9 protein-coding genes are annotated in these 12,818 nt (G+C 47.8%); 5 read left to right on the forward strand and 4 right to left on the reverse strand.

Going from position 1 to position 12,818, the window contains the following annotated elements; translation table 11 throughout:
* Positions 1-209: 209 nt before the first annotated feature.
* Complete coding sequence (locus tag B157_RS0129565; protein WP_041952330.1) at positions 210-2,330, reverse strand: S46 family peptidase; 2,121 nt, start codon at positions 2,328-2,330, stop codon at positions 210-212.
* A gap of 157 nt (positions 2,331-2,487) precedes the next feature.
* Between B157_RS0129565 and B157_RS0129570 the strand changes: the two genes are divergently transcribed.
* Positions 2,488-3,315, forward strand: coding sequence for a hypothetical protein (locus tag B157_RS0129570; RefSeq protein ID WP_245565332.1), 828 nt, complete (start codon positions 2,488-2,490; stop codon positions 3,313-3,315).
* Between the two features lie 31 nt (positions 3,316-3,346).
* Here B157_RS0129570 and B157_RS0129575 read toward each other — a convergent pair whose 3' ends face one another.
* Positions 3,347-4,687: an NAD(P)/FAD-dependent oxidoreductase gene (locus B157_RS0129575; protein WP_020606924.1), complete on the reverse strand. Its 1,341-nt coding sequence runs from the start codon at positions 4,685-4,687 to the stop codon at positions 3,347-3,349.
* Positions 4,688-4,874: 187 nt separating this feature from the next.
* Between B157_RS0129575 and B157_RS0129580 the strand changes: the two genes are divergently transcribed.
* Positions 4,875-7,277 carry a TonB-dependent receptor gene (locus B157_RS0129580; RefSeq protein WP_020606925.1) on the forward strand — a complete coding sequence of 801 codons (2,403 nt, stop codon included), beginning with the start codon at positions 4,875-4,877 and terminating at the stop codon, positions 7,275-7,277.
* A complete protein-coding gene (locus B157_RS0129585; protein WP_026309057.1) occupies positions 7,277-8,224 on the forward strand; it encodes a DUF4249 domain-containing protein in 948 nt (315 codons plus the stop codon). Before B157_RS0129580 ends, B157_RS0129585 begins: the two co-directional genes overlap by 1 nt.
* Before the next feature lie 70 nt (positions 8,225-8,294).
* Here B157_RS0129585 and B157_RS0129590 read toward each other — a convergent pair whose 3' ends face one another.
* Positions 8,295-9,398, reverse strand: coding sequence for a chorismate mutase (locus tag B157_RS0129590; RefSeq protein WP_020606927.1), 1,104 nt, complete (start codon positions 9,396-9,398; stop codon positions 8,295-8,297).
* Between the two features lie 276 nt (positions 9,399-9,674).
* On the opposite strand from B157_RS0129590, the gene B157_RS0129595 reads away from it, so the two are divergent.
* Together B157_RS0129595 and B157_RS0129600 are read left to right on the forward strand one after the other, a co-directional pair.
* On the forward strand, positions 9,675-10,886 hold the full coding sequence (locus tag B157_RS0129595) for a proline dehydrogenase family protein (RefSeq protein ID WP_020606928.1): 1,212 nt from the start codon (positions 9,675-9,677) through the stop codon (positions 10,884-10,886).
* Between the two features lie 136 nt (positions 10,887-11,022).
* Positions 11,023-11,814 carry a lipoprotein signal peptidase gene (locus B157_RS0129600; protein ID WP_041952332.1) on the forward strand — a complete coding sequence of 264 codons (792 nt, stop codon included), beginning with the start codon at positions 11,023-11,025 and terminating at the stop codon, positions 11,812-11,814.
* A gap of 70 nt (positions 11,815-11,884) precedes the next feature.
* On the opposite strand, the gene B157_RS0129605 is transcribed toward B157_RS0129600, so the two are convergent.
* Positions 11,885-12,769: an OmpA/MotB family protein gene (locus B157_RS0129605; RefSeq protein WP_020606930.1), complete on the reverse strand. Its 885-nt coding sequence runs from the start codon at positions 12,767-12,769 to the stop codon at positions 11,885-11,887.
* Positions 12,770-12,818: the final 49 nt, after the last annotated feature.

The following is a 12,818-nucleotide window of genomic DNA, read 5'->3' on the forward strand; positions in this document are numbered from 1 at the left end:
AGTTTCCCATCCACCAGTGCCGATAGTCGGGTGGCTGTTGGCTGGTTCTGATTGACCAGCAAATAGTCCGAGTAGAGGTCAAAAATAGGGGATATAAACTCCATGAGCGCTTTTTGTGGTGTTTTTGAGTAAATTTAGAAAGAGGTTGCTACAGATAGATCAACCATGCGTAACATCAGTCTATAAATCATAAACTACAAACCTTACACTTATTTCTTCTTTGTCGATGGTGTGCCAATCAGTTCGATAATCAGTCGGTCGGCTTTGTAAATATACCGCATGGCGGCAATGATTCCGCCCGTATGAACAGAGATGGTCCGATTCTTATCGGGAACAAAAATGAACTCTCCGGGCAAACTTTCCATGTTGCCATCGAACGCTAAACCAACTGCTTCCCGGTTTTTATTAATCATCGGACTGCCCGAATTGCCACCAATAATATCATTGGACGAAATGAAGCACATCGGCTCTTTCAGCAAAGCCATAGGTGGATTTTTCCATCGGGCGGGCAGGCTCCAGGGAAATTTATCGTTGAACGAATAATTCCGATCGTATAAACCGGCGAAAGTGGTTTTGATGGGGGCTATTGTACCATTGTAGGGATAAGATTTCACAACGCCATCGTTGATTCGGAGTGAAAATGTGGCATCGGGCGGAACCGCTGTTCCGTATACATCATATAACATCCGGCCTAACTGCCCACGTAAAACTTCCTGTTTCTGGCTCAGTTGCCGGGCCTGACGGGCAGCGGTCAGATACCTGGGAAAACCAATTTTGGCCAGTGCCAGCATTGGGTCGTTCGATGCACTGGCAGCATTAGGACGAGTGGTCAGCTCGCTTACAAAAGCAGGGTCGGTCAGTTTTGTATTTTTGACCAGATAGGTGGCCGCTTCTTTTGGTGTACGAGGCTTGCCATCCGGACCTGTTAACGCTGCTTTCACATAAGGGTCATCATTCCCCAACGCTGCCTGCGCTTCAGCTAAGTGGGCCGCCAGATAGGCCTCCTCTAATGCCATGTTCTTTACCGTTGGAGGAACCATGAGCGACTTGGCACGCTCGGCGTCCTCAGGGCGGCTAGCCAGTAATTCGCTGAACTGCGTGGCAATATTGGCAAAGGTCATCAACTCGCCCATCGTGCGTTCGCTGGGGGCGAGGTAATTGGCATCCTTAAAGATGGTTCGTAGCTGCGCCGTGTTGGCTGCAATCTCATCCCAGGCCTTAAGCTGTTCGGCAGGAAGGTTTTTAGCTTTGGCTGCTGCTTTGAACTGCTCCTCAAAAACGGCTTTACGAGCTATCAGACTGGCATCGCGCAGGCCTTCCAGTTGACCGCCGTAGGCCTTCAGGCTATTCTCGTAGCTGAAAATTTCATTCATCACGCTATCGCTCTTGGCCGTAGCATTATAGGCCTGTAAGGCTGCGGAACGATTTTTTAGGAGTTGAATGGTGGCGGGGGTTTGCAAATCGCGGTCAAATTCGAGTTCGGCAACGGTTTTGAGTCGCTCGGTATGACCGGGGTTCCCAATGACGAAAATAGGTTCGCCGTCTCGAATGCCATCGGGATTGAATTTGAAAAAATGAGTGGTTTGCAAGGGTTTTCCATTGTCGTAAACCCGGAAAAATGAGCAGTCGAGGGCGTAGCGGGGGTAGGTGAAATTGTCGTAATCACCGCCAAAAAAACCGAGTTGTAGTTCGGGCATAAATACCAGCCGAACGTCGTTATAGCGTTTGAATCCGTACAGTGAATACCGCCCCCCATTGTAGAAAACGATGGTTTGCAATTCCAGCCCTTTCCAGCCGTCCTTTTGACCGTATTCCTGCTTGATGGTTGAGAACGCCTGCTCACGGGCCTGCAATTGGGCCTGTTCGGAGGTGCCGCTGTTCATAGCATCCTGTACGCGGCTGGTAATGTCCTCAATCTTTACCAGCTGGTCTACGAACAAACCGTCTACTTTCCGCTCTTCGGTAGGTGTTTTGGCAAAAAAGCCCGTCGCGTTCAGGTCTTCACCTTTACGGGTAACGCCCGTTCCGGACTCACGGGCACAGTGGTGGTTGGTCATCACAAGCCCATTGGCTGATACAAACGAGGCCGAACAATAATCGGCGAAACGCAGAGATGCCAGCCGGGCCTCGTCAAACCACTTTTCGTCGGCACTGAAATTGTATGTTTTCTGGAAGAAGGCCTTCGGTGGATTGTCGAACGTCCACATCTTGCCCAAATCGAGCGGTCCTCCTTTGGTGGTATCGGATATGGATTGAGCGGGAGATACCCCGATCAGCAATGCCAGAAAAGCCCCTGTCAACAGGAAGGCGTGAATTTTCGTAGGACGCATGAAATAGATAGAATTAGAATGGAACGAATCTAAAACGTGAAAATACGGCAAACGTTTTATCCGTACGCCGATAGCCAGGAACTCTACCAACAGAAATATACTTTATCCATCAATTAATACCTGCTTATCTTTTACCACCAACATGTACACAACCTATATGAACCGTAAATCTCTACTGGTTGCATGGCTACTCTATTGCCTTTCTCAGTCTGTATCTGCCCAACAAACCCTTCCGAATAACGCTGTAAAAGTGGGCAAAATGCATGGCGCATTATATATCAACTGGGGCTACAATCGGGATTGGTACACGAAGAGTACGATTCACTTCCGTAACACGACGACGGACAATTATGACTTTACGTTCATTGATGCAAAAGCTCATGACAGGCCTGATATGCAGGACTTTTACAAAATAACCAGCCTCACCATTCCACAGTACGACCTTAATATCGGGTATTTTTTCAATGACAGGAGAGACCTGGGTATCGAAATTGCCTGGAATCACCTTAAGTATATCGTCACCGACAATCAGGTTATTCACGTACAGGGTCAGGTGAGAGGGCATCAGATTGATAAAGACACGCTGGTAACCCCCGACTTTGTACATTTACAGCATACCAATGGCAATAACTATCTGATGTTAAACCTGATAAAGCGTCAAAAACTCTGGGAGTATAAAAAGATGCGGTTGAGTGCCATTGGTAAAGTAGGGGGTGGGCCACTGATTTCGTACACCATATCCAGTATTCTGGGTAACAATGATGAAGGATATTTTCACTACCACGGCGTAGTAGCCGGAGTAAGTGCGGGTCTGAAACTTGACCTGCTCACCTATTTTTTCCTGCAAACGGACCTACAGGGTGCCTGGGTCGATTACACCAATACCAAACTTGGTGCCGATCACCAGGGGCTGGCAACGCACCATTTTTACTCGCTGCAATATAGTTTGGCTTTTGGATTCAATTATCCACTCAGAAAACTATAGGAAGATCGTCAACCCTGTTGGCGGCACTCCTTTAGGCTATTTCGTTTTGCGCGGCAATCTCCTTCCCCACTTTATCATCTACCCGTACAAACGGACGTATAATAAGTCGCGTACTGCGCTGATAGGTAAATAGACGATACATCCAATTCGTAAATACCGATAGTTTGCTGCGGAAGCCTACCAGAAACGAGATATGGACAAATAGCCAGGCCATCCAGGCAATAAATCCGCCTAGGTGCAGGTTACCGGGTAAATCGGCAACGGCCCGGCTACGCCCCACGATGGCCAGTGAGCCTTTGTCGAAATAGTCAAAAGGCTTGGTTGGCTCGTTTTTTAGCATCCGGCTTATATTTTTGGCCAGATGTTTTCCCTGCTGAATAGCGGGTTGGGCTACGCCGGGATGCCCTCTTGGGTAATCTGGCAGTTTCATAAAGGCAATATCGCCAATGGCAAAAACATTGGTTAATCCCTGCACCTGATTAATCGGGTCAACCAGTATACGCCCTTTCTCCGCCGAGCCAGTCGGAATGCCATCAATCATTGCCCCAGTCACCCCAGCTCCCCAAACCAGTGTTTGTGCCTTTATTTGTTCGCCCCCTTTAAACGTCACCGTTTCGCCATCGTACGACTCAACCATTGTGTTGAGTTTAATGATGACACCCAGGTCTTCGAGATAGCGTTGCGCCCGTTGCCCGGACTCGTCCGACATAGGCGGTAAGACCTTGCCCAGGCCCTCCACAACGTAGATATTCATCAGGCTGAAATCCATGCCGGGATAGTCATTCGGCAGAACGTATTTACGCATTTCGGCCAGTGACCCCGCCATTTCGACGCCGGTTGGGCCTGCACCGGCAATGACGAAGTTGAGCAAACTCTGTCGCTCATTAGGGTCGGTAGTAATACTGGCCTGCTCGAAACATTGCAAAAACTGACTGCGTACGTTAAGGGCTTCGGGAATCGTTTTGAGCGGGAAAGCGTATTTCTGAATCTGATCGTTCCCGAAAAAGTTAGTTTTTGAGCCAGTGGCAATCACTAAATAATCATAATGCAATTCCCCAATGACGGTAGAAATTATCCTTGTCTCCGGGTCAAACTTATTTACCCGCACCATGCGGTAGTAGAAATTCCTGAACCCGTCGAACATTTTCCGGAATGGTTCGGCAATGGCATCCGGTTCCAGGCCGGCCGTACCAACCTGATATAGTAATGGCCAGAAACCGTTGTAGTTTTGTTTATCGAAAAGCACCACCTGCACATCCACATCGCGCAGTGCCTTTACCAGATTCATACCACCAAATCCACCCCCGATGATAACGACGCGGGGCTTGGTAGTATCGGGTATGTTGAGCGAAAGTTTATCGAATTGAAGCATAGTTATAAGGGCATTGCATGCACAGTTAATTCTTAGTTATAGTACCTACTAATCAGTCGTTTTGTTCAAATTCCAACGCATAGAACAGACAATGGTTTAGTGATTTCATCGTTTCGTTATAGGCTTTCTCTCTTAGTAACTGTTTTCGCCCTCTTCGTACATCACCCGGATACTTACGGCTTACCCCATGCAGAAATCTGTACTCTTATTACTTTCTTTCATTTTATCAATCAATCTGGTCAATGCACAAAGCACTTCGTCTAGGGTTACCGTTAGTGGCTATGTTCGGGAGTCAGGCAGTCAGGAAGCGTTGATTGGGGTAAACGTTTACTTGCCGGGTACAACAACCGGCACAACAACGAATACGTATGGTTTCTATTCCCTGACGTTACCCGCTCAGGACAGTATTAAGCTGGCGTACTCATTTGTGGGTTACGAAACGGTTGCCCGCACCGTTTCGCTCCGGGCCGACCAAACCCGGAACGTTTCACTCACACCCGGTCGGTTACTGACAGAAGTTGACGTGAAAGCCGGACCCGCCGTTGAAAAAGTCAGTGAGAGCGCCCGAATGAGTACCATTGATATTCCGGTTGGTCAGATTAAGAAAATACCCGCTTTTCTTGGGGAAAAAGACGTACTGAAAGTGCTTCAACTTATGCCGGGCGTACAGAAAGGCTCTGAAGGTCAGACCGGAATTTATGTACGCGGTGGTGGCCCCGACCAGAATCTGATTATTCTGGACGATGCCGTTGTGTATAATGCCAATCACCTGTTCGGGTTTTTCTCGGTTTTCAATGGCGATGCCATCAAGAGTGTGGAATTGATTAAAGGGGGCTTCCCGGCCCGGTACGGTGGTCGGCTTTCCTCCGTTATCGACCTGAACATGAAAGATGGCAACCGGGAAAAACTCCACGGCGAAGGTGGTATCGGTCTGATTGCTTCCCGGCTTATGCTGGAAGGACCCCTTACCAAAAACAAAAAAGCGTCCTTTCTGGTCAGTGGCCGCCGTACCTATTTAGATGTACTGGCCGCTCCCCTGATACGGGCACAGTCGGGTGGAACAACAACCGCCGGATACTATTTCTACGACCTGAACGCTAAAGCAAACTACGATTTTAGCCCTAAAGACAAACTATATATCAGTGGCTACTTTGGCCGGGACCGGTTTTATGCGTCAGATAATACTCAGAATACCGACACGGGCTTGAGTTGGGGCAATGCTACCGGAACGCTCCGCTGGAATCACCTATTCAACCAGAAATTATTTGCGAACCTGTCTCTCATTTTCAGCGACTATAAATTCCAGATTTCGGCCGTTGAGAAGAGTACGCAGGGTATTGATACCTATTCGCTTCAATATAACTCCGGCATTCGTGATTTCTCGTTGAAATATGACGTAGACTATTATCCATCGCCCCAGCACTCCGTTCGGGCAGGGATTCAGAGTATCTACCACCGGTTCACGCCGAGTGCCGTGGTGTTGCAAAATGCGGGTATCAATCAATCAATAAACAACGTCGATAACATCGATGTGCTGGAGTCTGGTATTTATGCCGAAGATACCTGGCGGCCATCCAGCCGCCTGCGTGTCAATACGGGGTTAAGGCTGAGCTATTTTCAACACAAAGCAGTGAGTTACGTCCGGCCCGAACCCCGCATTTCTGCCGCCTTCACCCTCAAGCCTGACCTGTCCGTCAAAGCATCGTACGCCATGATGAATCAATATATTCATTTGCTCTCGAACACGGGCATTGGTCTCCCCACCGACCTTTGGGTGCCAACTACCGACCGTGTAAAACCTCAGCAATCGCAACAGGTAGCTATTGGTATTGCTAAAGACTTCACAAACAAAGGGCTGACCCTGACGGTAGAGGGCTATTATAAAACGATGAGTAATATTATCAATTACAAAGAAGGAGCCAGTTTTCTACTTATTAATGACCCTACGTCCGCGAATAGTGTACGCTGGGAAGACAATGTAACGGCGGGCCGGGGCTGGTCGTATGGGGCAGAGTTTTTCCTGCAAAAAAAAGTCGGGCGTTTTTCGGGCTGGGCGGGGTATACGCTATCCTGGACCCAATGGCAGTTTGCCGAGTTGAACGGTGGCCAACCTTACTACCCCCGCTACGACCGCCGGCATGACGTTTCGCTGGTGGGTATCTATGAATTAAACAAGCGCATTACGCTCTCTGCCGTTTGGGTATATGGTACGGGCAACGCCCTAACGATTCCATCGGGGCGCTATGACACCTACCGGGCCAGTAATACGCTGGTGTATGGCGGAAGCCCCGGCATCGCACAATCCTTTTTTCAGAATCTCCGCACAACGGATGATTATGGCACGCAGAAAAACAGTTTTCGGGCCGAAGCCTATCACCGCTTCGATTTCGGCATTCAGTTTCATAAACAGAAAAAACACCACGAGCGTACGTGGGAAATTAGTTTTTATAACCTGTACAATCGTCGTAATCCATTTTTCTATCGGCTTGAGTCCGTTCCCGCTACAGCAACCGAACCAGCGCGTACGGCTCTGTTTCGGTACTCCGTATTTCCGATTGTGCCAGCGTTTAGCTATAATTTCAAATTCTGATGCGTATACCCGTACGAATTGACCATGCATTTTTCGCCTTGATCGGAGCACTTCTCTTTTGGAGATGCACTAATCTGAGAAATGAGATTTCCCCCAGTTTGCTGGGTGTAGAGTCACCAAAACTGGTAGTTACCTGTTTTCTTTCCCCACAGGATACTACACTGGCGGTGAAAGTTACCCGTTCCGCTACCGTAGTAGGTGATAGTATTAGCCTACTACAGACGGGCAATACTGTCACGAATGCAAGCGTCACGCTCGCCCAGGGTGACCGGTCCATTACGTTGCGGTATGATAATCGCCCCGTCGACAGTACTAAGGTGCAGCCCTATTACAGCATGAGTGCCAAGTTGTTGCCTATTACTTCGGGGCAAACGTATACACTTACGGTAGTGACGCCCAACGGCCAGCGTGCCAGTAGTAGCTGTACGATACCGGCCCCCGTTTTTCCAGCGGCTATTACATTTGACTCACTTGACGATACCCAGAACCGCACGAAAGTGCGCCGGTATTTTGTAAAAAGTCAATGGCAGGACCCCGCAAATCAAGCCAACTATTACCAGGTTGCGGGTATTTTTCGATATACTACCTCAGTAGCTGCTAAAGAAGAAAAATTCAATAGCCTTGCATTCGATGATGAAAATCGGGGGTTATTTACTGATATTGGTCTTGATGGAACCACGTTTGTTTCAGGTCGTGCGTTCGTAGCAACCTCTTCCAGTAGCACACAGCAGTCGAGTTTCACTAATCAGTACAAAACCGCTCTCGTAACGGTCAATCTGATGAGTATCGATCAGGCTTATTATCGATTTCAGGAAGCCATTAACCGACAGCGCCGGTCACGCAATAACCCCTTTGCTGAACCGGTCCTGATTCCCAGTAATATAGTGGGCGGATTAGGGTGCTTCGCTGGTTACAACAACGCCGTTCTAACAAAGACGTTGAAATGAAAACAGGTGAATCAGCGTCATATCATGACTCCAATTCACCCGTTTTACTATTTTCTACCGACTATTGAGACTACACGTTTTGTGGTGCGCTATGGATAATTTCGGTCTGCTTCCGGATCGACTCCATGTGGATGATTTTGTAGATTTCTTCTACCAGTTCGGGGTATAGCCCCAGTTTCTGACCCATTTTGGTGCGGGTTTCCAGAATCTCTTTCCAGCGGTCGGGCTGAAACAGTGTAACGTTATTATCCCGCTTGTATTCGGCCAGACGCTCTACCAAAGCCATCCGTGCGCCAAGCATTTCAACAAGCTGCCGGTCAACGTTGTCAATGTTACGACGGGACTGCTCCATAAACGTCTGAAATTCGCGGTTCGGGGAGTCGACCTGCCGAATTTCGAGGTGGTCAAGCATTTCACCAAACGCGGCAGGCGTCAATTGCTGAGCCGCATCACTCCAGGCATTATCGGGGTCAATGTGTGATTCAACAATCAGACCGTCGTAGTTGAGGTCCATGGCCATCTGGGACAGTTCATTCAGGTAAGCACGCTTACCCGCCATGTGGCTCGGATCCCCAATGATAGGCAATTGAGGGAAGATAGACTTCAGTTCAATCGCCATCTGCCACATTGGTACGTTGCGGTACTTACTAGCTTCGCCCGTAGCAAATCCCCGGTGAATAGCGCCTAACTTGTTAATTCCGGCACCGGCTATACGCTCAAAGGCACCCACCCACAGGGCCAGATCGGGGTTAACCGGATTTTTGATCAGTACCGGCACATCCACTCCACGCAGCGCATCGGCAATTTCCTGAACATTAAAGGGATTAACGGTTGTGCGGGCACCTATCCATAAAATATCCACACCATATTTCAGCGCCAGTTCGATATGCTCCGGTGTTGCTACTTCAACTGCAAAGGGTAAACCGGTTTCGGCCTTTGCGCGCTGAATCCAGGGCAAGGCTGCTTCGCCCATGCCCTCAAAGCTGCCGGGCCGGGTACGGGGTTTCCACACACCCGCCCGTATTACATGCACGGCCCCCAGGTCTTTCAACTGCCGGGCAGTCTCTACTAACTGATCTTCCGTTTCGGCACTACAGGGGCCGGCAATGATCAGTGGTTTACCGTTGGTGTCAATCCACGACCCAAGCGGCTCTACAGCTAATTCAACTTTCATATATTAGATACTTATTCTACGAGTAATCCTACTACTCTATGGGGAACTTTCAAGTTAAAATTATGGTATATTTGCAGAGGGAATTGGCTGTTTTTCAAGCCGGTTCCCTATTTTATCTAAAACAGTTTTTAGTTTACTAAAACAAGCTGTGGCGGTAAATTAATCGTCAGACCGAATTTTCGTTATATATTTCGGTCGTCTTTGCCGACACAAATTTACGCTATGTACATAGCACCGCCCAAACGGAGCACTGATATGTCGAACCGAAGTAATCTAATGCCGGAGGCAGTCCAAGGCTTTACTAACGTAAAACCCGTTTCATTTGAGGACACTTCCATTGCTTTCTCAAGCCAGTCGGACTTTAAACTCCGAAAAACCTACTGGCTATTTGCGTTGATGAATAAGGGATGGGTTGTAAAATTAGGTACTTTTTTCATAAAGATTGCCTTACGACTGCATCTTCCCATCAAATTGCTCATTAAGAATACTATTTTTGACCAATTCTGCGGAGGGGAAAGTATCCGCGATTGTGAAAAAACGATTCGGAATCTGCACGATGTTCATGTCGGTACAATTCTGGACTACTCGGTAGAAGGAGAAGATACCGAAAAAAGCTTTGATGAAACAACGCTCGAAATTCTTCGCACAATAGAGCGTGCCAGCGAATCAAAAGACATTCCATTCTCCGTTTTTAAAGTGACGGGTATTGCTTCTATGGAACTATTAGAAGCCATACAGATTGGGGATTCACTAAATAAAGAACAGAAGGCTGAATTTGATCGGGTTATGCATCGGGTTGACACGCTGTGTCGACGTGCCTATGAGCGAAACGTCCGCATCTTTGTTGATGCTGAAGAAAGCTGGATTCAGGATACCATTGATACACTGGCTTATGAAATGATGGATCGCTATAACCATGAGCGACCTGTGGTGTATAACACGTATCAAATGTACCGTTGGGAAAGCTTTAGTCACCTCCAGCGCGACACGGCCGAAGCCCACGCTAAAGGCTATTACCTGGGCGTAAAACTTGTTCGGGGTGCCTACCTGGAAAAAGAACGGCTACGAGCGCACGAGGAAGAGTATCAGGACCCTATTCAGGCTACGAAAGAAGATACTGACCGGGATTTCAATATGGCTATTGAGTTCTGTCTGGAACATCGGGACATTATTTCGATGTGCCTGGGTACACACAATGAAGAAAGCTGTGAGTACTGCGTTGACCATATGAAAGAATTCGGTATTGCGCCAGATGACTCTCATATCTACTTTGCTCAGCTATTGGGCATGAGCGATAACATCTCGTATAATCTGGCTAATGCAGGCTACAATGTAGCCAAATACGTACCTTACGGGCCGGTTGATACCGTAATGCCTTACTTATTTCGGCGCGCTGACGAGAACAAATCTATTGCCGGGCAGAGTAGCCGTGAGTTTACGCTGGTTAGTGATGAATTGAAACGTCGGAAGACCTGTCGGTCAAAATGAGCGTTTGTCAATAAAATCAAGTTGTGGCCGGTAACAATATTTACGTACAACTGGCAAATACTCTTTACTGGCACAGCAGACCGGACAACCACCGGAATACCGGAACGGATCCCATGCTGTGCCGATTTTTTTTACCATGATTCAGAAAAGTCCCTTTAAATTTTTCCTGCTAACCCTGGTTTTAATCGCACTTGACCAAAGTGTAAAACTGGCCGTTCATTTTTATATGGCTCCCGGCTTTGCTGGTCAGGTCAAAATCGTTGGCGACTGGCTTAAACTGCACTACGTATTAAATCCGGGTATGGCTTTCGGTATGCAGCTGGGTCACGAATACGGGAAGTTGCTGTTGAGTGTGTTTCGGCTGTTTGCTATGGTCGGTATTGGCTACTATTTAGTGATGCTGGCCCACCGGGGTGCCCCTAATGGACTGCTGTGGGCAATGGCAATGATTCTGGCCGGTGCTGTTGGAAACGTAATCGACAGTACGTTTTACGGAGTTTTTCTGAATAATGCCCCCTATGGATCGCCAACCCCCTGGTTTCATGGGCAGGTGATCGATATGATTTTCGTAGACGTTTGGGAAGGGTTTATTCCCGACTGGGTGCCACTTTGGGGAGGTCAATACTATTCGACACCTATTTTCAATATTGCCGACTCATGCATTTTTATTGGTGTCTGCCTTATACTGTTTTTTCAACGTCGTTTTTTTGGTGATCAGTCTGTTGAAGACAGTATGCTGCCCATTTCCAGCCCAGATCCGGTAGAAGCATCCGTATTACCTGCTGCTGATTTCATTACTGAAGAATCTCAGGATATGGATTCAACTTCATCTGACGATCAAAAAGAAGCCCGAGTGCATACAAACGAGGAGGAACAACCAATTATATCTGAGTCGGGCTTGACTGACGAAGAGAAGACTACGGAATGAAACCTGTGTAAAACGAAAGGGCCGATCTATAGCAGATCGGCCCTTTCGTTTTACACAGGTTTTGTAACTACTACTTGCTTCCACCAGCCTGACCGCTTGATAACAAGTTGAAAAACTGATCCATTTTCGGAGTAATGATAATCTCTGTCCGGCGGTTTTGTTGACGACCGGAAGCCGTTGTATTATCATCTTTCGGAGCAAATTCTGACCGTCCACCAGCCGTTAGGCGACCAGGAGCAACGCCAAATTTGTTCTGCATTGTTCGCACAACAGATGTAGCACGCAACGCACTCAAATCCCAGTTATCTTTGATCGATGCAGTAGAAATGGGGACGGCATCCGTATGACCTTCTACCAGAATATCGAGGTCTTTGTGGTCATTTACTACCTTCGCTACTTTCTCCAGCACGATTTCTGCGGCAGGCAGTACCTCGTAGCTACCCGATCTGAACAGCATTTTATCTGACAGAGAAACATAAACGACACCCTTCTTCACCTCAACCTGAACGTCCTGGTCATTGATGTCATCCAGCGATCGTTTCAGGCTCATCACCAATGCCAGATTCATCGAGTCTTTGCGCTGGATAGAAGCGTTGAGGTTGTTGGTGTACTTGGTTTGCTCGTTTAATGTTTCCAGTGACTTTTTGATGCTCTCAGCACCTGACTTACTCACAATCGACAAATCTGACATCCTGTCGAGCAGATTTGTGTTGGTTTTCTTGAGGTAGTCGATCTGTGCCTGCAAATCAGTCGCCTGTTTAGCCTTGCTTTGCAAATCGGTATCTTTTGCCGTTAATTGCGTACGAAGATCAGCCGTGCGCTGGTCGCAATCGTTCAGTGAGGCAACGGCTTTATCACGAGCTTCCTGTAGGGTTTTAATTTCGGCCAGACGCTTTTTACTATTGCAGGAAGCCAGCATAGTCACGGCGGCAATAACAATCAAAATTCGTTTCATACTGATTAGAGGGAAAATAACGTGTACTGAAAAAGTTAGGTTAACAAAC

Source organism: Spirosoma spitsbergense DSM 19989, from assembly GCF_000374085.1.
GTDB classification, from domain to species: Bacteria; Bacteroidota; Bacteroidia; order Cytophagales; family Spirosomataceae; genus Spirosoma; species Spirosoma spitsbergense.